Here is a 20,871-nt window from a genome sequence, read left to right on the forward strand (position 1 = left end):
CTGGGGCGGCGGCGGTGATCATGGTTTTTGTCATTCCACCGCTTACTTTTGTTGTCTTTTTCCTGTCTCTGGAAATCGTTAAAGGCGGCCCTGGTCCGGCAATATTGGGGTTGGTTCCAGCCGCTATATTGTGGGCACCATTAGCGGTCATAAGCGCGGGTATTTTTCGAAATGGACTTAAAGGTTTACCAGGTAGCATATCCTAGATTGAGGAAATAGAATGAGCATTTTAATCGACAAAAACACCAAAGTTATTACCCAGGGCATGACCGGAAATACCGGAACATTCCACACCGAACAGGCGCTGGCTTATGGCACGCAAATGGTGGCGGGTGTTACACCCGGCAAGGGCGGGACAACCCATATCGGCCTGCCCAACTATGACACGGTGGCCGAAGCCAAGGACGCAACCGGCGCGACTGCCTCCGTGGTTTATGTGCCGCCGCCATTTGCCGCGGACTCGATCCTCGAAGCGATTGATGCCGAGATTGAATTGATCGTTGCGATTACCGAAGGTGTTCCGGTGCTCGACATGGTGCGGGTGAAGCGGGCGCTGCAGGGCTCCAAGTCGCGTCTGATCGGTCCCAACTGCCCCGGTGTTCTGACACCCGACGAATGCAAGATCGGCATCATGCCCGGCAGCATCTTCAAGAAAGGCTCCGTCGGCGTTGTCTCTCGTTCCGGTACGCTGACCTATGAAGCGGTGCATCAGACGACTGCGGTTGGCCTCGGCCAGACCACAGCGGTAGGTATTGGCGGTGACCCGGTCAACGGCACTAACTTTATCGACGTGCTTGAGCTGTTCCTTGCCGATGATGACACCAAGTCGATCATCATGATCGGTGAAATTGGCGGCAGCGCGGAAGAAGAGGCAGCGCAATTTATCGCGGACGAAGCCAAGAAGGGCCGCAGCAAACCGATGGTCGGCTTTATCGCAGGTCTCACGGCGCCTCCGGGCCGCCGCATGGGGCATGCCGGCGCGATTGTCTCCGGCGGCCAGGGCGGCGCGGAAGACAAGATCGCGGCGATGGAAGCGGCTGGCATTCGCGTGTCACCAAGCCCGTCAGAGCTTGGCACGACATTGGATGCGATGCTGAAAGAAACGGTCTGAAGATAGTCTAGTGCCCCTGCGCAGGCAGGGGCCGCCCTCCCCAAGGAACTTATCATGGGATTAGAAGGTCAGGAATTTAACGGTTCACCGGAAACGGAAGAAGGCCCGAGCTGGCAAAAGAAACATTGGCCGATTGATGACGCTGATGAGCTGAACAGCGCGCTCGATCCCACGCAAATGGGGATCGAGATCAAGGCGGCTGCTGCGAAATCCGGCAAGTCGATGTCCGATGCCGAAGTGGCGCTGGCGGCGGAGAAATCGATCCGCGCGATGATGCTGATCCGCACCTATCGCGTGCGTGGGCATCTCGGCGCCAATCTGGATCCGCTTGGCCTGTCCAAGCTGGAGGAACCCGCTGACCTGACCCCTGAATTTCATGGCTTTAAGGCGGATGAGCTGGACAAGCCCGTCTATCTCGGCGGCGTATTGGGTTTTGAAACCGCGTCGATCAAGGAAATCGAAGCCGTGCTCCGCGCCAATTATTGCGGCTCGGTTGGCCTCGAATATATGCATATTGCCGACACGGTGGAGCGGCGCTTCCTGCAGGACCGGATGGAGGGCAAGGACGCCGCAATCCAGTTTACTCCGGAAGGCAAGAAAGCGATCCTCAACAAAGTGATCGAGGGCGAAGAATATGAAAATTTCCTCGGCAAAAAATATGTCGGGACCAAGCGTTTCGGCCTTGATGGCGGCGAAGCGATGCTGCCGGCGCTGGAAAATGTCATCAAATATGGCGGCCAATCGGGCGTGCGCGATATTGTCTATGGTATGGCCCATCGCGGGCGTCTGAACATCTTGGCCAATGTGATGGCCAAACCTTACAAGGTCATCTTTCACGAATTCCACGGCGGCTCGGCCAACCCGGATGAAGTGGGCGGCTCTGGCGATGTGAAATATCATCTCGGCACCTCCACCGACCGCGAATTTGACGGCATTAATGTGCACATGTCGCTGGTCCCCAATCCCTCGCATCTCGAAGCGGTGGACCCGGTGGTACTGGGCAAAGTCCGGGCGCAGCAAGTGGCGCGCGATGACCTCACCAAGCATGAGCAGGTGCTGCCTGTATTGATCCACGGCGATGCGGCCTTTGCGGGGCAGGGGATTGTCTGGGAATGTCTCGGCTTCTCCGGCATTCGCGGCTATAATACCGGCGGCTGCATCCATTTCGTGATCAACAACCAGATTGGTTTCACCACCAGCCCGCAATTTGCGCGCAGCTCGCCTTATCCCTCGGACGTAGCGAAAGGCGTGCAGGCACCGATTTTCCATGTGAACGGCGATGATCCTGAAGCGGTGACCTTTGCCTGCAAGATCGCGATTGAGTTCCGCCAGCGCTTTGGCCGCGACATTGTCATCGACATGTGGTGCTATCGCCGCTTTGGTCATAATGAAGGTGATGAGCCAAGCTTCACCCAGCCGATAATGTATGCAGCGATCAAAAAGCATCCCAAGGTCAGCAAGCTTTATGAGCAGCGGTTGATCGAGGAAGGTGTCATTGACGCGGATTGGGGAACCAATACCCGCAAAGCTTTTGCTGACCATCTCGAAGGCGAATTCAAGGCGGCAGATGATTATGAGCCAGACAAGGCCGACTGGTTTGGAGGCCGCTGGCAGGGCCTGCATGTTCCCGCGGATCCGGAAACGGCAAGGCGCAATGTTGAAACAGCCATTGATGCCAAATTGTTCGAGAGCCTGGGACGGACGCTGACCGCCGTTCCCGAAGGGCACAATATCCACAAAACGCTCGGCCGTGTTCTCGACGCCAAGGCGAAGATGTTCAAGTCCGGCGAGAATTTCGATTGGGCGACCGGTGAAGCGCTGGCGTACGGATCGCTGGTTGCCGAAGGTTATAACGTCCGCCTGTCCGGTCAGGATAGCGGGCGCGGTACCTTCTCTCAGCGCCATGCGGTCTGGGTGGATCAGGACAATGAAGAAAAATATGTGCCATTGAGCACCGTGCCGCATGGCCGGTTTGAAGTGCTCGACAGCCCGCTTTCGGAATATGGCGTGCTGGGCTTTGAATATGGCTATGCCGGGGCTGATCCGAAAACACTGGTACTCTGGGAAGCGCAATTTGGTGATTTTGCCAATGGCGCACAGATCATGATCGATCAGTTCATCGCTTCCGGTGAAGCCAAATGGCTGCGCGCCAATGGTCTCGTGATGCTCTTGCCACATGGCTATGAAGGGCAGGGGCCAGAGCATAGCAGCGCGCGGCTGGAACGCTTCCTGCAACTATGTGCACAGGACAATATCCAGGTTGCGAATATCACCACACCAGCCAATTATTTCCACGTATTGCGCCGCCAGATGCTTCGTAGTTTCCGCAAACCACTTGTCATCATGACGCCCAAGTCGCTGCTGCGCCACAAGATGGCAGTGTCGAGCGCCGAGGAGTTTCAGGGCGATCATCATTTCATGCGGATCAAGTCGGACACCAATCCGCCAGCGGACAAGGATATCAAGCGGTTGGTGCTGTGTTCCGGCAAGGTCGCTTATGACCTGATCGAAGCACGCGATGCAGCCAAAGACAAGAATACCTCGATTGTCCGGATCGAGCAGCTTTATCCCTTCCCGGCCGAACCACTGGTCGTACGTCTGAAGCGGATGAAAAATCTCGAGACTCTGGTCTGGGCACAGGAAGAGCCGAAAAATAACGGCAGCTGGGACTTTGTCCGGCCCTATCTGGAGGATTGTCTGGAACAGGCGAAAGTCGGGCCGACTGACCCCGTCTATGTCGGGCGCGTGGCATGTGCTTCGCCAGCAACGGGGCTGGCCTCTCGGCATAAAGAGCAGCAGGAAAAGCTGGTTGCCGAAGCCTTGGGCCATCCGGTAAAAAAGTGATGATGAGCGGAAAATTCCGCCGATGAAAGTGAGCATAAGACTATGGCAACAGATGTAAAAGTCCCCGTATTGGGCGAATCGATTACCGAGGCGACTGTGGGCGAATGGCTGAAACAGCCGGGTGATGCGGTCGATGCAGACGAGCCCATTGCCAGTCTGGAAACCGACAAGGTTGCGCTGGAAGTGCCAGCTCCCGAAGCGGGTACCTTGAGTGAACATCTCGTTGCCGTCGGCGATACTGTCGAGGTGGGCGCGATTATCGCGAAGATTGAAGCAGGCAGCGGAGCCGCAGCATCCTCGGCCAAAGCTGCTCCGGCGCCGGCGGCAGCCAAGGCAGAACCAGCAGCGGATGCATCCTCTATTACCCTGTCCCCGGCAGTCCGCCGCCTAGTGCTTGAGTATGGAGTAGACCCCAGCAAGATCAAAGGCACCGGCAAAGATGGCCGCTTGACCAAAGATGATGTCGAGCAATATGTGAAGACCGGTGCCGAGGCGCCGTTGGTTGAGAAGGGTACGGCAAAAGGTGCCGAGGTTCCGACCACCGCGCCAGCAGCTGGCGGCACCCGTAATGAAGAGCGCGTGCGAATGACCCGCCTGCGCCAGACTGTCGCCAAGCGCCTGAAGGAAGCGCAGGATACCGCGGCGCTACTGACAACATTTAACGACGTCGACATGACCGCCGTGATGGAAACGCGCAGCAAATATAAAGAGCTGTTTGCCAAGAAACATGGCGTAAAGCTGGGCTTCATGGGTTTCTTTGCCAAGGCCGCCTGTCTCGCATTGAAAGACGTGCCGTCGGTGAATGCGCAGATTGATGGCGATGAAATTGTCTATCACGATTATGTCGATATCTCGGTCGCGGTGAGCGCGCCCAATGGTCTGGTAGTGCCTGTGATCCGCAATGCCGAAGCGATGAGCTTTGCTGATGTCGAGAATACCATTGGCGATTTCGGCAAGCGCGCCAAGGATGGCACGCTGACCATGGCAGATATGAAAGGCGGCACGTTTACGATTTCTAATGGCGGTGTATTCGGCTCGCTGATGTCGACCCCGATTATCAACCCACCGCAATCGGCTGTGCTTGGTTTGCACCGGATCGAACAGCGTCCGGTGGTGATGCCAGACGGATCCATTGAAGCGCGTCCGATGATGTATCTGGCGCTGAGCTATGATCATCGTCTGATCGATGGCCGTGAAGCGGTGACATTCCTGGTGCGGATCAAGGAAGCGATTGAAGATCCGACCCGGCTTTTGATTGATTTGTAATCTAGGTAACAACCCTAACTCGTCATGCTGAACTTGTTTCAGCATCTACTAAGGTCCCGAAACAAGTTCGGGACGACGAACCAAGAGGCAGAATATGGCTAACAGTGAATATGACTATGACGTTCTGGTAATCGGCTCTGGCCCCGGCGGTTATGTCGCGGCTATTCGCGCCGCGCAGCTCGGCCTGAAAACCGCTTGTGTGGAGAGCCGGGAGACACTGGGCGGCACCTGCCTCAATGTTGGCTGCATCCCGTCCAAGGCGATGCTGCACGCGTCGGAGCTTTATCATGAAGCCCATAGCGGTGCCCTTGAGAAATTCGGCATCAAGCTGACCGGTGCGAAGCTTGACCTCAAGCAGATGCATGCGGAGAAATCCAAGGCGGTCGACGAACTTACTGGTGGCATCGAGTTTCTGTTCAAGAAGAACAAGGTCGAATGGCTGAAAGGTCGCGGCGCGTTTGAAAGCGCAAACAGCGTAAAGGTCGGTAACAAGACGGTCACCGCGAAAAATGTCATCATCGCGACGGGCTCTTCGGTTACCCCGCTACCCGGTGTGGACATTGACAATAGCAAACATATTGTCGTCGACAGCACTGGTGCGCTCGAACTGCCGAAAGTGCCCAAACATATGGTCGTCATTGGCGGCGGCGTAATTGGTCTGGAACTGGGTAGCGTTTGGCTGCGTCTGGGTGCGAAAGTGACCGTCGTGGAATATCTCGACAAGATCCTGCCCGGCATGGATGGCGATATTCGCAAAGATGCCGCCCGCATCTTCAAGAAACAGGGCTTTGACATCAAGACCGGAACCAAAGTGACCGGGTGCACCGTTAAAGGCAAAAAAGCGACTCTGACAGTGGAACCAGCGAAGGGTGGCGATGCAGAAACCATCGAAGCGGATGCGGTACTGGTGGCGATTGGTCGTCGGCCCAATACCGATGGCCTCGCGCTCGATAAGGCAGGGCTGGAAACCAACAAACATGGTCAGATTGAAGTCGGCCATGATTTCCAGACTGCGGTTAAAGGCGTATACGCCATTGGCGATGTCACCCCCGGCCCTATGCTTGCCCACAAAGCCGAAGATGAAGGCATCGCTGCCGCTGAATTCATAGCGGGTCAGCAGGGTATCGTGAATCACGACCTGATTCCCGGCGTGGTCTACACCTATCCGGAAATTGCCAGCATCGGTAAGACTGAAGAAGAGGTCAAGGAAAGCGGTGTCGCCTACAAGGTCGGCAAATTCCCCTTTGCAGGCAACAGCCGCGCGAAGACCAATCGCGATACTGACGGCTATGTAAAAGTGATTGCCGACGCGGAAACGGATCGTGTGCTGGGTGCGCATATCATCTCTTCGCTCGCGGGAACTCTTGTCGCACAAGTCACGCAGGCGATGGAATTTGGTACAACTAGTGAAGATATTGCCTACACCTGTCATGCCCATCCGACGCACAGCGAAGCGGTCAAGGAAGCAGCGATGGCGGTACAGGGCAAACCCATCCACATGTGATTTGACGGTACCATTATTATCGGCGCATAATCTGTAGCGGAGAGAGAAAAATATGACGATCCCTTCCCTTACAGATCAGCCCGGCGCCATAGCTGTGGCAGCCGATATCGCGGCAGGAAAATTAACGGCAGTCGAAGCGGTAGAGGCTGCGATCAAGCGTATTGAAAAGCTGGACGGCCCAATAAACGCAGTTGTCGTGCGCGATTTTAAGCGCGCCCGACAAGCCGCACGCGATGCCGATACGCGGCTTGCAAAAGGCGACGAAAGCCCCTTGCTGGGCGTGCCGATGACGGTGAAGGAAAGCTTTAACATTGCCGGACTGCCGACCAGCTGGGGCATTGAGGCGGCTGCCGATAATATTACCGACACAGATGCCATGGTGGTCCAGCGCCTCAAAGCCGCAGGCGCGGTCATCCTGGGGAAAACCAACGTACCACCCATGCTGGCCGACATGTTTTCCGAAAATGCGATCTATGGACGGACCAGCAACCCTCACGATTTGGGACGATCGCCCGGCGGGTCATCCGGAGGCGGTGCCGCTGCTGTGGCCAGCGGGATGGTGGCACTGGAATATGGTTCGGACATTGGCGGTTCGATCCGCGTCCCGGCCCATTATTGCGGCATCTGGGGGCACAAGCCAACCTATGGTGTGGTGAGTGGTGACGGCCATTTCATGCCCGGTTTCGAAGAGGGCGCCTTCCGGCCGCTTTCGGTCGTCGGACCGTTAGCCCGCAACGCCGACGACCTGGAGTTGCTGTTCGATTTGACCTTGGATCGACCTCTGCCCAAACAGTCAAAATCCTTAGGCAATATGCGCACATTGCTGCTGACGGACCATCCTTGTGTAACCATGGGAGAAGGCATGCGACAGTGCATGGAAGCTGTGGTTGACCGGTTGGAGGATAGCGGAGCAGAGGTAGCGCGTTCCACGACATTGTTACCAGATCTGGAACAGCAGCATCGCGATTATCTGCATATGCTCAACATCATCATGATGGCGGGAGCGCCGCGACCTGACGGCACAGTGGTGACGGCGGCCGATTGGTTTGCTTTGCTGGATGCGCAGGCTCGCAACCAGCGGAGTTGGCGCGACTTGTTTGAAGAATATGACCTCGTGATCGCTCCGCCATCCAGCATGCCGGCATTTCCGCACGACACCCGGCCGATGAAAGATCGGACGCTGTCGATTGACGGTGTAGATCATCCCGCTGCCGAACAGCTGGCCTGGTCCGGCCTGGTAACATTTCCGGGTCTGCCAGCGACAGTCCTGCCGATCGGGCAAGTTGATGGGCTGCCGGTCGGGATGCAGGTCATTGCTGATCGCTATCAGGATCATAAAGCCATAGCCGGCGCGCGTGAGATCGGCGCGCTGCTGGCCAGCGAATAGCTGATGCACGGAAGATTTTATCACTGGCATGTCTGGCTTGGCTGGTTGATCGGTGTACCGATCATATTGTGGACTGCTTCTGGCCTGTTGATGGTGTCGCAGCCGATTGAAACCGTGCGCGGCAATCATTTGCGCAGCGAGCAGCCTGCGCTTGATCCGATCATACCGGTGGCACCCGTTTTGGAAGGCCGAAAGGCCAAGGACCTGACCCTGCAGCAAAATGTGCAGGGCCCGTTTTGGGTCATAAGCTATGCCGATGGCGGTAAAAGGCGGGCCGATGCCGTGACCGGAAAATTGCTGCCACCGATTGCTGCTGCCGACGCTAGCACATTGGCGATAGCGGCGCGTTCGGATGACAATGCGATCACGTCGGTTCAGCGCTTCTCGGCGGATGAGTCGCCTTCCGATTTGCGCCGGAATCGCCCATCGTGGCAGGTTGTTTTCGAGGACGATGCCCGTTTCTATATCGATGCCGATACCGGCGAACTGCTCGCTGTCCGTACCAAATTCTGGCGCGTGTTCGATTTCATGTGGGGCCTGCATATCATGGATTTGCAAACCCGTGAGGATACCAGTCATCCGATCCTGATTGGGTCGGCAATCATCGCCCTTTTCGGCTCAATCTTGGGTTTTATCATGCTGTTCACCCGAACGTCGCGCGGAAAACGGAACGACGCTTGAACAGCGCGGTCCTTTATAACGCGCTGGGCTGGCTTGACCTGTTCGGCATTGCGGTCTTCGCGATATCGGGCGCTCTGGTTGCCGCGCGCAACGGACAGACCTTGATCACCTTTGCGTTTTTTGCACTGGTTACCGGGGTCGGCGGTGGTACCGTGCGTGACCTTCTTATCGGGGCCCCGGTTTTCTGGGTCCAGGACAGCCGGGTGCCGATCCTGTGTTTGGCAATCGCGCTGGTCGTCTGGATAACACCGGTGCGGATTTGGCGTCCGGCAGCGGTAGACTGGTTTGATGCGATTGGCCTCGCAGCCTATTCCGTCTTCGGTGCAGCCAAGGCGCTACAACTTGGCATTGACCCGGTGCCTGCAGCCATCATGGGGATTATCACCGCAAGCGTGGGCGGCGTCATTCGCGATCTGATTGCCGGCGAACCGTCGATCATCATCCGGCCAGAGCTTTATGTCACCGCCGGCGCTCTATCGGCCTTTGCGTTCGTCGGGCTGGCGCAGACCGGGATGCCCGGAATTGCCGCCGCCCTCATCGCCTTTGTCGCCGGCTTCGCCTTGCGGGCGTTAGCGATTGTTAAAGGGCTGTCTTTGCCGACTTATCGCGGTGCCGAGGACAGCGAGTAGCTTCTAAGCAGATCGAAAAGGGAAGGTGTGCTGCTATGCAGCCTCGGGCTGGTTCCGCCGCATTCCAGGCATAGTGCCTGTACGTCTTCGCGCGCCATCAAACCGCGAGCGGTCTGTAATGCTTGGGCAAAACTTGCCTTTTGCCGCCGCGCGACCCAACCGACCATACCGGTTACCGGCGTGGCTTTGGCCTCCCCAAAAGGCGTTCCGCCAAGCGGCAGCCATTTGAACGCTGGTGTCTCCTCAAGATATTTCGCATGATAGTCGCCTTCTTCAAGCCCAGCGCGTTTCGCTGCTTCGGCCAGTGCTTCTTTCATGCCGCCAAAACTGTCGACCAGCCCCAGTTGCCGGGCGGTGCCGCCGTCCCAGACGCGGCCCTGACCAATAGTATCAACTTCTGCGTTGGTCTTGCCGCGCGCCTTTCCGACGAGGCTGAGGAAATCCTCATAGCTATGCTCAACTCCCGATTGCAGGACCGTGTTGAGATCTTCGCTGAAACCGCCGACAAAATCCGGTTCACCGGACAGAGGAGTTGTCTGCACGCCATCGGCGGTCACGCCCCATTTGCCCAAGGCTTTTTCAAAACTGGGCAAGACGGCAAAGACACCAATGGACCCGGTGATCGTGTCCGGTTCGGCCATGATATGATCGCCTGCCGCGGCAATCCAATAGCCACCGCTGGCCGCGACATCGCCCATGGAGATAACAATGGGAATCTCGGCTTTCTTAATGTCGTCAAGTGCTAACCGGATTTCTTCGCTGGCAAAGGCGGATCCTCCAGGCGAGTTTACCCGCACCACCAATGCCTTTATCTGTTTCTCTTCGAGTGCCTTGTAAATCTGTTCGGCAATCCGCCCGCTGGCGGCAATGCCGGGGCCAGCGTTGCCGCTGATAATTTCTCCGGCAACGGTGATGACGCCAATTGCGTCACCGCTGCTGCCTTCCGGATTGGCGGCGACGAAATCGTCATAGTCAATGCTTTTGAAACTGTCCGGAGACGGCTTTGTGTCTTCCCCAACTTTTTCAGCAACGTAGCGGCCAAAGGCAACCCGGTCGCCGATTTTGTCGACCAGCTTTTGCTCGACTGCGATCTTTGTATAGTCGCCTCCGGCGGTCTTGATAAGCGTTGCCGGATCATTGGCATAGGGCTCAATCACGGCTTGTGGGCGCGCCTTTTTTACTTCCGCCAACCAACTGTCCCACAGGACGGAATAAAGCGCTGCGGATGCCTCTTTCGCTTCAGGGGACTGATTGTCGCGCATATAGGGTTCGACCGCGCTCTTATAGGTGCCGACACGGTAGATATTGGCGGTGATGCCCAGCTGATCGATCAGATTTTTGTAGTAAAGCCTGTTACCACCGGGGCCGGCAAAGACAATACCGCCCATCGGGTCCATCCAGATTTCATCAGCATGGGCCGCCAGTTGATAACTGTCATCGCTGTAGAAATTGGCGTAGGCATAAATTGGTTTTTCGGCCAATTTGACCTGCTCAAGTGCCTCGCTTACGGCGTTGAGGCTGGTTTGTCCGGCGCCCATGAAAGTGCTGAGGTCAAGAACCACGGCTTTCACCCGGTCATCTTCGGCCGCGGCATCAATCGCGCGAACCACATCCCGCAACCGATATTCGCGCACGGTATTCTCATTATTCGTGAACATGGCTGTAAAATCCTGCTGTGCAGGTTGTTCGACAATGACGCCATTGAAATCGAGGAGTAGTGCGCCGTCATTAATTGCTGCCACATTGGGCCGGACCGAAAGAGCCGCATAAAGGGCAGCGAAGAACAGCAACATTGCGATCAGGACCAAAGCGTCTTTGATCGCTACCAGAAATTTCCAAGCTGCACGGGCAAACTGCATTGTCGTCATTCTCCACAAGAAAGGCGGCTGATCATCGCTGACCGCCGCCTTTTATATGGTTATGCCTGCCGGAAATTACCAGCGGATAAGATGCGGTACGATAAATCTTCCGATCAGAGCACTGACCAGTACCGGCAGGGTGAACCATAATCCGATATAGTAAATGTCGTTAAACGGGCAGAAAATATTATAAGCAGCCGCTCCCAGAGCGCCGGATGCGATGCCGACCAGCCAGCCAGCGCGTTCCGGAGAGGTCGGCGCGCCTTGGCGTAACCAGGTGGTCAGACCGCCGCCAATGACCAATGCTGACATCATGCTGACTGTCAGGCAGCGCAGACCTTCAGTGGGTCGCAAAGCTTCTACTGGCGGCATGTTGATCGCGCTCATGATAGCCGCTGTCAGCGGGAATAGAGCTGCCGTAACCAGCGCCCAAATCCAACCGCGATTGAGATTGCCAACACCGGGTCGAGCCATATTGGCCGCTGCAAAAGCCGTTGCAATACCAAGCATCAAGAGCACGCCGCTGCGCAGGAAGAACATCTGATGAGCCATGCCCATCGCCAGATCACCGCGTACGCCTAAAAAGAAGGCGACACTGGAAGAGACGGCCAACATCAGGATCGCTGTCACTGCCATACCGCCTGAGGGTTTCAGGGTACGGACCGGTGCAAGATCATCGACCAGGTCATCGATCAGGCTATTTGCTACTTCACTCATTTCATTCACTCTCGATAAGGGCGCTCATTTTCTTGAGCCCCCGATGGATGTTTACTTTCACCAGTGATTCCGACTGGCCGGTTTTTGCCGCGGCTTCGGCAATGCTTAGTCCCTCAATTTTTACCATGGCGATAACATCGGCCTGTTTATCAGGGATCATTCCCAATAAACGTTCCAAGCTCACCTTGGCGGTTACGTCCTCATCCTGTGGATCGGCAACCAGTTCTTCATTCAGTTCGCCATGCTCGTGGCGATAGATTTTGCGCAGGCCGTCAATCCAGCGATAACGTCCGATGGCGGCGAGCCAAGGCAAGAACGCTTTGGTAGGATCATAGCTGGCCCGCTTTTTGTGCAGCGAGATTAGCGTTTCCTGCACCAGATCATCGACTTCCGCCGGATTGATCTTGCGCGCATAATAGCGCCGTAGCCATTTTTCGCACTCGGTCAGCAGACTGGCATAGCATTGCTTGTCGCCGCCCTGCGCCTTGACCATTAAATGGCGCAATGTTTCTTCATTGGCGATCACGGCTACTCTCCCCGGCTTCCCAGCTTAGCCCAGTTTCCCGCCGACCAGCTTGTCGAGGGAGAATAGGCCGCCGCCACGCGTAATCAGGACCAGCGCCAAGGCTACCCAGATAATATGCACGGACCACCAGGCTTCAGGATAGACGAAAAACTGGATGACCAAGGTCATGACTAGCAGCCCGGCCGCGCCAAAGCGGGTTGCAAGGCCCAATACGAGTAGAATCGGGAAGAAATGCTCGGCATAGGTAGCGATCAAACCGGTGATCTCGGGAAAAGGCATGCCATATTCATCACGGAACAGATCGACGGTGAGTTCTTTCATCGTCAGAAAGCTGCCATCTTCGACCTTTGTGCGGGCAGAGCGCCAGAATATGCCAGCCAGTGCCACGCGGGCAAAGAGGAGCGCGATCGCTTCTGGAAAAGCGCCGCTTACTAGACCAATTGCTTTTTTAATCAGGTTCATCATTTCGGTTACCCCGTTAAATCATTCATTATATTCTTATTATCACGCCGCTTTGGATCAGCTTTATGATCCTCTCCATTGCAGTGTCTTCACCATCCAGTTCGATGGCTGCTGCCAAAAGGTTACCCATTGTTGAAATATTTGCAATTTTTTCCGCAATATCGTGTTCTAACTGGGTGAGCGGGTGAAATAGGACTTCAGCTTCTGGGCGCGCGACCATCAGTGCATCAGGCGTGCCATCTCCTAATTCTGCCAGCTCCGGCGAAAGTGCTCCGGTCAGGTTGACCAACCGCATTGCGGGATGCGCGCCGATCTCAAGGCCGAGAAGGCTTTCTTCATCCAGTGTCGCAATGTCATTAAGCGCAAGCGGCGCAGCCTCGGCGCTATGGTAGCTTTTGATCCACGCCCATTCTATCCGGGCCAGATCCACTTCGGTTTCGCTGAACCCCTGTTTTGCGAGAAAATCCCCAAAATCTGCGGCGATACTGTTCATGTCACAGGTCAGGATGTGGTCCTGCTCGATATAGTCTCGAGAAATGGCGTGAAAAGGCTCATGTCCCATATGTTCGTGCAATTTGGGATAGGCGTTTTCAAGCGCGACGAGCCGTGCATGGGAAACAGTATTGGCATGAGCCTTCAGGCCCAGAAGCGCTCGATCTGCACTCTCGCTGAACAGGTCATCTGGAAAATGGGCCGGGCCTTTTTGCAGGCAAGCGATGAAGCGAGACTGGCCGTCAGCTAGCGAGGGCATGCTGTTCATCTTGCAAAACATGGCTGTTCAGCACCGTTTCAACTTTTGAAACTTCTGCCATTAACACGCTATATTCGGGAATATCCGTGTCCCATTCAATCAATGTGGGTTTGGGGCCAGCGCGTTTGATGAAGCGTTCATACAGCCGCCAGGTGATATCGCTCACAATCGAGCCATGATCGTCGATCAGCAATGGACCATCGTCATGCTCTTCGCGTGCATGGCCAGCAAGATGCATTTCCCCGACAATATCCGGATCAATGGCATCTATATAGGCCTCCATATCCAGCCCGACATTAGTAGCGGTGACTTCGACATTATTGACATCAAATAGCAGGCCGCAGCCAGACTTTTTGCAAAGGGCCGAGATGAAGTCAGTCTCGCTCATCGCGTCATCACGGTAGCTGAGATAGCGCGACGGGTTTTCGACCAATATGGGCCGTTTTAGCCGGTCCTGCACCTTGCTAATCTCTGCGGCGAAATGATTGAGTGCTTCTTCTGTATAGGGAATGGGGAGCAGATCGGGATAGCGATCATGGGCGTTACCGCTCCAGCTCAGATGATCGGAAACCATGGCTGGTTGGTAGCGATTACAAAGATCGGCAATTTTATCGAGATCATATTGGTTCAGACCATCAGCTGAGCCAAGCGAAAGTCCGACACTGTGAAAGCTCAAAGGATAGTCTTCGGCGATGGCGGTCAGCCAACGGTGTAGCGGGCCGCCATCACCGAAGTAATTCTGCGGATGTACCTCGACCCATCCGGGTTTTTTTGATCCGACTTCTTCGGACAATACATCATTATAATGTACTGACTTCAAACCTATGCCACCTGATGGAGGGAGGGAGTGAGGCACAGGCGTCTTCATAACGGACAGACCAAAATTTGAGGTTTGAGTAAAGGTAGCATCCACAAAACTTAGCGTAGAATCACGTTTTGCGCCAGAGGCTTGAACGTGATTGAAGGTGGTTTAACCTCTCTGCGGTACTGGCTTCTTGTTGCCTTTTTTCGCGGTCAGCGAACCACCGGCTTTAACACAAGCGCCCTTGGCGGTGTATTTCCAGGCATTGCCCTGATAGTCGGCGGTTGAAGTACCGGCACAGCTTGTGCCTGGTCCTGCGGCACAATCATTCTTGCCCTTCAGCGCGATGCCGAAACATTTCTCTTTGGCACCAGCCGCAACGGCAGTGGTTGGCGAAATAGCAATAGTCGCAGCAGCAGCGAGGGCAGCAGCAGCGGCAGTGGCTTTGATCATGGAGTTGGACATTTGGTTTTCCTCTCTTGGAGATTGGGTAATAGGGGCGAACCTGTCGTGCAGGCTCATCATGTGTTTCGGTGGAAGGACCCGGCTGGTTACATCTCTTTTTCCAAAGCCCGGAAAAACTGGTGCGGGATTTTCCGAAAATGGCTTTTTTCTAAAGGATACAGCTTGCAAAAAGATTCCGAATTTTTTTGCGGGAAAGCCTTGACGATCGCTCAGAATAGCCCATATGGGCGTCGTTAGCACTCGACTCAAGGGAGTGCTAATCCTCCATTTGAATATATCTTGATGGCCCGGGCTAAAGGAGCGGGGCCGCAGGAAAGTAAATTTGGACAAGAAAGGCAAACTTATGAAATTTCGTCCACTACATGATCGTGTGCTGGTTAGCCGCGTAGACGCGGACACGAAAACCGCTGGCGGCATCATCATTCCTGACAGCGCTCAGGAAAAACCATCCGAAGGTAAAGTTGTTGCTGTTGGCAATGGTTTGAAAGACGACAATGGCAAGTCAACACCGCTCGACGTCAAAAAAGGCGACAAGATCCTGTTCGGCAAATGGTCCGGCACGGAAGTCACCGTTGAAGGCAAAGACCTGATCATCATGAAAGAAAGCGATATTCTCGGTATCATCGAGTAGTCGCATTCCATTTCACTAAACATTCATTCTCATAAGCAGAGGAAAATAACATGGCTGCTAAAGACGTAAAATTTGGTCGCGACGCACGCGAACGCATTCTGACCGGTGTCAACACGCTGGCTGATGCTGTAAAAGTAACCCTCGGTCCTAAAGGCCGCAACGTCGTTCTCGACAAAAGCTTCGGCGCACCGCGCATCACCAAAGATGGTGTATCGGTTGCCAAGGAAATCGAACTGAAAGACAAGTTCGAAAATATGGGCGCCCAGATGCTTCGTGAAGTTGCATCGAAAACCAACGATGTTGCTGGCGACGGCACCACCACCGCGACCGTTTTGGCGCAGGCGATTGTCAAGGAAGGCATGAAGTCCGTTTCTGCTGGCATGAACCCTATGGATCTGAAGCGCGGCATCGACCAGGCTGTTGATAAGGTTGTGGCTGATCTGCAAAAGCGTTCCAAGAATGTCAAAGGCAGCTCGGAAATCTCCCAGGTTGGCGTTATCTCTGCCAATGGTGACGAAGAAGTTGGCCAGAAAATCGCAGAAGCGATGGAAAAAGTCGGCAAAGAAGGCGTTATCACGGTTGAAGAAGCCAAGGGCCTCGACTTTGAACTCGACGTTGTGGAAGGCATGCAGTTTGACCGCGGTTACCTGTCTCCTTACTTTATCACCAACCCGGACAAGATGATTGCGGACCTCGAAAATCCCTACATCCTGATCCACGAGAAAAAGCTGACCAACCTGCAGCCTATGCTCCCGATCCTGGAAGCTGTTGTACAAGCCGGACGTCCGCTTTTGATCATTGCCGAAGATATTGAAGGCGAAGCGCTGGCTACTCTCGTGGTCAACAAACTGCGCGGCGGTCTGAAAATCGCAGCAGTGAAAGCTCCTGGCTTCGGTGATCGCCGTAAAGCGATGCTAGAAGATATCGCGATCCTCACCAAAGGTGAGATGATCTCCGAAGATCTCGGCATCAAGCTGGAAAGCGTTACGCTGAACATGCTCGGTCAGGCGAAAAACGTCACGATCGACAAAGACAACACGACCATTGTTGATGGTTCCGGCAAGTCGAAAGACATCAAGGCCCGTGTTGAAGCGATCCGTGCGCAGATCGAAAACACTACATCCGACTATGACAAAGAAAAACTGCAAGAGCGTCTGGCGAAACTCGCTGGCGGTGTTGCCGTGATCAAAGTCGGCGGTGCAACCGAAGTCGAAGTGAAAGAGAAGAAAGACCGTGTTGACGATGCATTGCATGCAACCCGCGCTGCGGTTGAAGAAGGAATCGTCCCTGGCGGCGGAACCGCACTTCTTTATGCAACCTCTGCTCTCAAAGGTCTCGAAGGCCATAATGACGACCAGACCCGCGGCATCGACATTGTTCGTAAATCGCTGCAGGCTCCGGTTCGTCAGATCGCTGAAAATGCTGGTTTTGACGGCGCGGTTGTCGCTGGCAAATTGCTCGACCAGAAAGACAAGAACTTCGGCTTCAACGCGTTTAGCGACAAGTACGAAGATCTCGTCAAATCCGGTGTGATCGACCCAACCAAAGTTGTGCGCGCTGCGCTGCAGGACGCTAGCTCGGTTGCCGGTCTCTTGATCACCACCGAAGCAGCTGTTTCCGACGCACCGGACGACAATGCTGGCGGCGGCGCTCCTGCAATGCCTGACATGGGCGGCATGGGCGGCGGCATGGGCGGCATGGGCTTCTAAACCCAACCACCCGGCTAACGCTGAAAAACATTAGGGGCTGGAAGGAAACTTCCGGCCCCTTTTTTATTTATGGATTCTATCAACCCATTCGCGATGTTTGCAAAATCGCTAGACTGTGCCATGTCGTTTCCAACGTAACTTCTTGCACGGGGATTAAGCGGCATGACCAAGTTTCTAAAGTTAATATTGGCTTCCACCACAATGGCAGGGATCGCCGTAGCGGTTCCCGCGGTTCATGCTCAAAATGCTGCACCGGCAGTTGCTGATGCGATGGAGACAGAGACGGATCGTCTCAACATCTGGTTCGACAAAAAATTTGAAGAGCAGTTGGCCTTCAGTCCGATCCGCCAGACTCTGTTGGGCCGCAGGACTGCTTACGACCAGATTGATGATTATTCGATTGCAGCCGCGGACCGCCAACTTGCATGGATGCGAGAGGCGACGGCCGAGCTGAAGCGTGACTTTGACTATGAGAAGTTAACGCCGGATGCACAGATATCCTGGGACATGTGGTTGTTCCGACTGGATCAGGCGGAAGCCGGTGTGGCGTTTCGTCAAAATGGCTATGTCCTCCATCAGTTTAACGGTCAGCAATCATTCTTCCCGACCTTTCTGATCAATCAGCACCGCGTGGCAAGCGAGACTGATATGGTCGCCTTTATCGAACGGCTCAAAGGTAGTGCGCGGGCGCTGGATCAGCTGCTTACGCGCGCGCAGGCCAATGCGGAATCCGGAACGCGGCCGCCACGCTTCGCCTATGAAGGGGTGATCGAGCAGTCCGAGAAAATCACCACTGGCGCGCCTTTTGATGATGGCGAAGCGTCGGCCCTTTGGGAGGCGACCGAGGGTAAATTGGCCTCGCTTGTGGAAGCTGGCACGATTACGCAAGGCCGCTCGAACGAATTGAAAGAGCAAGCACGGACAGCGCTCACCGATTCGCTGAAGCCAGCCTATGAGCGGATCATCACCTGGTTCAAGCAGGATTTGCCCAATACGAAGGCAGAACCCTTTGGTGTGTCCGATCTTCCCAATGGTGAAGCCTTTTATAATTACCGCCTAGCCAATCAGACGACGACCAGCCTGACTGCGGAGGAAATTCACACCATCGGCCTATCCGAAGTCGCGCGCATCCGCAGCGAGATGGAAGCGATCAAGGACAAGGTGGAATTTAAAGGCGACCTGCAAGCCTTCTTCACCTTCCTGCGTGAAGATGATCAGTTCTATTTCTCTGAAGATGACAAGGGCGCACAGGACTATATCGATACCGCCGAAAAGCATCTGGCATTTATCAAAACCCGCTTGCCGGATTTTTTCGGTACCCTGCCAAAGGCCGATCTGGTGGTGAAACGGGTCGAGCCCTTTCGGGAGCAGGATGGTGCGGCCCAGCATTACCGACCGGGGACACCGGACGGTACCCGCCCCGGCACCTATTATGCGCATTTGTCTGACATGCGCGCCATGCCGATCCACAGTCTGGAAGTGATTGCCTATCATGAAGGCAACCCGGGCCATCATATGCAAAGCTCGATTGCGCAGGAGCTGACAGGCATTCCGAAATTCCGCGCACAGGGCGGTTATATCCCGGCCTTTGGCGAAGGATGGGCGCTCTATTCCGAGCTGTTGTCCAAAGAAATGGGGGCCTATGAAAATCCCTATTCCGACTTTGGCCGGCTAACGACAGAAATATGGCGCGCGATCCGGCTCGTTGTGGATACCGGACTACACACAAAAGGCTGGAGCGAAGAGAAGGCTGTGGCGTATTTCCTCGCCAACTCGCCTATTCCAGAGACAGCGGTGCGCAGCGAAGTACGGCGCTATCTGGTCATGCCGGGACAGGCGACCAGCTATAAAATCGGCATGCTAAAAATCCAGGAACTGCGCGCCAAGGCGGAAAAAGAGCTGGGTGATGACTTCGATATAAGGGGTTTTCATGACACTGTATTGGGCGGCGGTTCGGTGCCGCTAAACATATTGGAAAAGCAGGTCAATCAATGGATCGCGAAGGAAAAAGCGTCCTAGGGAAAGCACCCTAGGGAAAGCGCTGGGCCGCTTCACAATTGCGGGATAGCCCGTTGCGATTTTTTCATTAGCCGCAACTTACGATCGTGCGGTAAAGCTATCCCGGATGTAAGGAGGAAGAACAGACAATGGTGTGCAGCACATTTGAGCTGTTCAAAATCGGTGTCGGACCTTCGAGTTCCCATACCATGGGGCCGATGCTTGCGGCAGCTACCTTTGTTGCGCGGATTGCGGATCAGGGGATTCTGGGTCAGGTCACACGGACAGAGACCAAGCTTTTTGGCTCGCTTGCGCTTACTGGCAAGGGGCACGCGACTGATCGTGCCATTCTGCTGGGCTTATCGGGCCAGGTCCCGGAAAACATACAACCAGATGCCGCCGATGCTCTGGTTGCACAGATCAGGAGCGAGAAACGGATCCAGCTGAAGGGCACGCAGGCTATCGGCTTTGACGAAGATGCGGACGTTATATTTGATCAACGCAAGCGGCTGGACTTCCACTCCAACGCCATGCGGTTCACGGCCTTCAAAGGCGAGGAAGAGCTCGCCAGCCGCGTCTATTATTCCGTTGGCGGCGGCGCGATTCTGGATGAGGATCAGATCAGTGCCAATGATCCGGAAAGCGGACTATGGGACGTGCCGCACCCCTTTTGCTCCGGTGCTGATCTGCTGAAAATTGCCGAGGAAAAAGGCCTGTGCATCGCCGATATCATGCGCAACAATGAACGTGCCGCCAAAACCGATGAAGAAATCGGCGTAGGCATCCGCCAGATTGCCGATGCGATGTCGGCTTGCATTGATAGAGGTATAAAGTCAGAGGGAATCTTGCCGGGCGGACTGAACGTGAAACGACGGGCGCCCCTGATCCATGCGCGCTTGATGGAGCGGCAGGAGCGTGCGCTATCCGATCCGCTGACGGTGCTCGATTGGGTAAACCTGTGGGCGCTGGCCGTGAATGAGGAAAATGCAGCGGGCGGCAAAGTCGTGACCGCCCCGACCAATGGTGCAGCGGGAATTGTGCCCTCGGTTTTGCGGTTTTACGAACGCTTTTCGCCCCAGGCCGATGTCGAGGGCGTTGAAAAATTCATCCTGACTGCTGCGGCCATCGGATCATTGTTCAAGGAAAACGCCTCCATCTCTGGCGCCGAAGTCGGCTGTCAGGGCGAAGTTGGTGTCGCCTGTTCCATGGCGGCGGCGGGTTTGACCGCGGCCTGGGGTGGCACGCCGCTGCAAGTCGAAAATGCTGCAGAGATTGGCATGGAACATAATCTCGGCCTGACTTGTGATCCAGTGGCCGGACTGGTGCAGGTGCCGTGTATCGAACGCAACGCGGTGGGTTCGGTCAAAGCGATCGAAGCCGCGCGGCTGGCAATCATGGGCGATGGCACCCATCGCGTCAGCCTGGATGAAGTCATTGAAACCATGCGCAAAACCGGTCTGGACATGAGCGAACGGTACAAGGAAACATCGCAAGGCGGCCTAGCGGTCAATCTGGTCGAATGCTAGGGC

At 55.2% G+C, this 20,871-nt stretch carries 18 protein-coding genes; 11 read left to right on the forward strand and 7 right to left on the reverse strand.

Going from position 1 to position 20,871, the window contains the following annotated elements; all coding sequences use genetic code 11:
* Nucleotides 1–220: 220 nt before the first annotated feature.
* The 7 genes from sucD to AC6I9Z_RS04445 all read left to right on the forward strand — a co-directional run bounded on the left by sucD (nucleotide 221) and on the right by AC6I9Z_RS04445 (nucleotide 9,422).
* Nucleotides 221–1,111 carry a succinate--CoA ligase subunit alpha gene (gene sucD / locus AC6I9Z_RS04415; RefSeq protein WP_207986729.1) on the forward strand — a complete coding sequence of 297 codons (891 nt, stop codon included), beginning with the start codon at nucleotides 221–223 and terminating at the stop codon, nucleotides 1,109–1,111.
* A 54-nt stretch (nucleotides 1,112–1,165) separates the two neighbouring features.
* A complete protein-coding gene (locus tag AC6I9Z_RS04420; RefSeq protein ID WP_461458530.1) occupies nucleotides 1,166–3,955 on the forward strand; it encodes a 2-oxoglutarate dehydrogenase E1 component in 2,790 nt (929 codons plus the stop codon).
* A gap of 42 nt (nucleotides 3,956–3,997) precedes the next feature.
* Nucleotides 3,998–5,221: a 2-oxoglutarate dehydrogenase complex dihydrolipoyllysine-residue succinyltransferase gene (odhB, locus tag AC6I9Z_RS04425; RefSeq protein ID WP_461458528.1), complete on the forward strand. Its 1,224-nt coding sequence runs from the start codon at nucleotides 3,998–4,000 to the stop codon at nucleotides 5,219–5,221.
* Nucleotides 5,222–5,315: 94 nt separating this feature from the next.
* Nucleotides 5,316–6,725: a dihydrolipoyl dehydrogenase gene (gene lpdA, locus AC6I9Z_RS04430; RefSeq protein ID WP_461458526.1), complete on the forward strand. Its 1,410-nt coding sequence runs from the start codon at nucleotides 5,316–5,318 to the stop codon at nucleotides 6,723–6,725.
* Between the two features lie 52 nt (nucleotides 6,726–6,777).
* A complete protein-coding gene (locus AC6I9Z_RS04435) occupies nucleotides 6,778–8,112 on the forward strand; it encodes an amidase family protein (RefSeq protein WP_461458524.1) in 1,335 nt (444 codons plus the stop codon).
* A gap of 3 nt (nucleotides 8,113–8,115) precedes the next feature.
* Entirely contained in the window at nucleotides 8,116–8,793 is a 678-nt protein-coding gene (locus AC6I9Z_RS04440) for a PepSY domain-containing protein (protein ID WP_461458522.1), read from the forward strand.
* Entirely contained in the window at nucleotides 8,790–9,422 is a 633-nt protein-coding gene (locus tag AC6I9Z_RS04445) for a trimeric intracellular cation channel family protein (RefSeq protein WP_461458520.1), read from the forward strand. Before AC6I9Z_RS04440 ends, AC6I9Z_RS04445 begins: the two co-directional genes overlap by 4 nt.
* On the opposite strand, the gene sppA is transcribed toward AC6I9Z_RS04445, so the two are convergent.
* From sppA to AC6I9Z_RS04480, 7 genes are all read right to left on the reverse strand, one after another.
* Nucleotides 9,395–11,290, reverse strand: coding sequence for a signal peptide peptidase SppA (gene sppA, locus AC6I9Z_RS04450; protein WP_461458518.1), 1,896 nt, complete (start codon nucleotides 11,288–11,290; stop codon nucleotides 9,395–9,397). The genes AC6I9Z_RS04445 and sppA overlap by 28 nt on opposite strands.
* A 66-nt stretch (nucleotides 11,291–11,356) precedes the next feature.
* Nucleotides 11,357–11,998, reverse strand: a complete 642-nt coding sequence (locus AC6I9Z_RS04455; protein ID WP_461458516.1) for an NrsF family protein — start codon at nucleotides 11,996–11,998, stop codon at nucleotides 11,357–11,359.
* 1 nt (nucleotide 11,999) lies between these two features.
* Nucleotides 12,000–12,524, reverse strand: coding sequence for a sigma-70 family RNA polymerase sigma factor (locus AC6I9Z_RS04460; protein WP_108811366.1), 525 nt, complete (start codon nucleotides 12,522–12,524; stop codon nucleotides 12,000–12,002).
* Nucleotides 12,525–12,548: 24 nt separating this feature from the next.
* Nucleotides 12,549–12,989, reverse strand: coding sequence for a DoxX family protein (locus tag AC6I9Z_RS04465; RefSeq protein WP_109354904.1), 441 nt, complete (start codon nucleotides 12,987–12,989; stop codon nucleotides 12,549–12,551).
* 25 nt (nucleotides 12,990–13,014) lie between these two features.
* Nucleotides 13,015–13,737: an HvfC/BufC family peptide modification chaperone gene (locus AC6I9Z_RS04470; RefSeq protein WP_461458513.1), complete on the reverse strand. Its 723-nt coding sequence runs from the start codon at nucleotides 13,735–13,737 to the stop codon at nucleotides 13,015–13,017.
* Entirely contained in the window at nucleotides 13,721–14,557 is an 837-nt protein-coding gene (bufB, locus tag AC6I9Z_RS04475) for an MNIO family bufferin maturase (protein WP_461458511.1), read from the reverse strand. The genes AC6I9Z_RS04470 and bufB overlap by 17 nt, the downstream gene beginning before the upstream one ends.
* A 150-nt stretch (nucleotides 14,558–14,707) precedes the next feature.
* A complete protein-coding gene (locus tag AC6I9Z_RS04480) occupies nucleotides 14,708–15,004 on the reverse strand; it encodes a BufA1 family periplasmic bufferin-type metallophore (RefSeq protein ID WP_109354906.1) in 297 nt (98 codons plus the stop codon).
* Nucleotides 15,005–15,347: 343 nt separating this feature from the next.
* Here AC6I9Z_RS04480 and groES point away from each other — a divergent pair, with 343 nt between their 5' ends.
* The 4 genes from groES to AC6I9Z_RS04500 all read left to right on the forward strand — a co-directional run bounded on the left by groES (nucleotide 15,348) and on the right by AC6I9Z_RS04500 (nucleotide 20,868).
* A complete protein-coding gene (gene groES / locus AC6I9Z_RS04485) occupies nucleotides 15,348–15,635 on the forward strand; it encodes a co-chaperone GroES (protein WP_109355504.1) in 288 nt (95 codons plus the stop codon).
* A gap of 50 nt (nucleotides 15,636–15,685) precedes the next feature.
* Nucleotides 15,686–17,344, forward strand: a complete 1,659-nt coding sequence (groL, locus tag AC6I9Z_RS04490; protein ID WP_461458509.1) for a chaperonin GroEL — start codon at nucleotides 15,686–15,688, stop codon at nucleotides 17,342–17,344.
* 162 nt (nucleotides 17,345–17,506) lie between these two features.
* Nucleotides 17,507–19,363, forward strand: coding sequence for a DUF885 domain-containing protein (locus AC6I9Z_RS04495; protein ID WP_461458507.1), 1,857 nt, complete (start codon nucleotides 17,507–17,509; stop codon nucleotides 19,361–19,363).
* Nucleotides 19,364–19,491: 128 nt separating this feature from the next.
* The gene (locus tag AC6I9Z_RS04500; protein ID WP_461458505.1) at nucleotides 19,492–20,868 is read left to right on the forward strand and encodes an L-serine ammonia-lyase; all 1,377 of its coding nucleotides are present in this window, start codon (nucleotides 19,492–19,494) and stop codon (nucleotides 20,866–20,868) included.
* Nucleotides 20,869–20,871 lie beyond the last annotated feature (3 nt).

The organism is Parasphingorhabdus sp. (assembly GCF_059726685.1).

What these genes read in the sequence shown, in the direction of transcription:
- sucD (WP_207986729.1), top strand. Translation starts at nt 221, where the DNA reads ATGAGCATTTTAATCGACAAAAACACCAAAGTTATTACCCAGGGCATG.
- AC6I9Z_RS04420 (WP_461458530.1), top strand. Translation starts at nt 1,166, where the DNA reads ATGGGATTAGAAGGTCAGGAATTTAACGGTTCACCGGAAACGGAAGAA.
- odhB (WP_461458528.1), top strand. Translation starts at nt 3,998, where the DNA reads ATGGCAACAGATGTAAAAGTCCCCGTATTGGGCGAATCGATTACCGAG.
- lpdA (WP_461458526.1), top strand. Translation starts at nt 5,316, where the DNA reads ATGGCTAACAGTGAATATGACTATGACGTTCTGGTAATCGGCTCTGGC.
- AC6I9Z_RS04435 (WP_461458524.1), top strand. Translation starts at nt 6,778, where the DNA reads ATGACGATCCCTTCCCTTACAGATCAGCCCGGCGCCATAGCTGTGGCA.
- AC6I9Z_RS04440 (WP_461458522.1), top strand. Translation starts at nt 8,116, where the DNA reads ATGCACGGAAGATTTTATCACTGGCATGTCTGGCTTGGCTGGTTGATC.
- sppA (WP_461458518.1), bottom strand. Translation starts at nt 11,290, where the DNA reads ATGACGACAATGCAGTTTGCCCGTGCAGCTTGGAAATTTCTGGTAGCG.
- AC6I9Z_RS04455 (WP_461458516.1), bottom strand. Translation starts at nt 11,998, where the DNA reads ATGAGTGAAGTAGCAAATAGCCTGATCGATGACCTGGTCGATGATCTT.
- AC6I9Z_RS04465 (WP_109354904.1), bottom strand. Translation starts at nt 12,989, where the DNA reads ATGATGAACCTGATTAAAAAAGCAATTGGTCTAGTAAGCGGCGCTTTT.
- AC6I9Z_RS04470 (WP_461458513.1), bottom strand. Translation starts at nt 13,737, where the DNA reads ATGCCCTCGCTAGCTGACGGCCAGTCTCGCTTCATCGCTTGCCTGCAA.
- AC6I9Z_RS04480 (WP_109354906.1), bottom strand. Translation starts at nt 15,004, where the DNA reads ATGTCCAACTCCATGATCAAAGCCACTGCCGCTGCTGCTGCCCTCGCT.
- groES (WP_109355504.1), top strand. Translation starts at nt 15,348, where the DNA reads ATGAAATTTCGTCCACTACATGATCGTGTGCTGGTTAGCCGCGTAGAC.
- groL (WP_461458509.1), top strand. Translation starts at nt 15,686, where the DNA reads ATGGCTGCTAAAGACGTAAAATTTGGTCGCGACGCACGCGAACGCATT.
- AC6I9Z_RS04495 (WP_461458507.1), top strand. Translation starts at nt 17,507, where the DNA reads ATGACCAAGTTTCTAAAGTTAATATTGGCTTCCACCACAATGGCAGGG.
- AC6I9Z_RS04500 (WP_461458505.1), top strand. Translation starts at nt 19,492, where the DNA reads ATGGTGTGCAGCACATTTGAGCTGTTCAAAATCGGTGTCGGACCTTCG.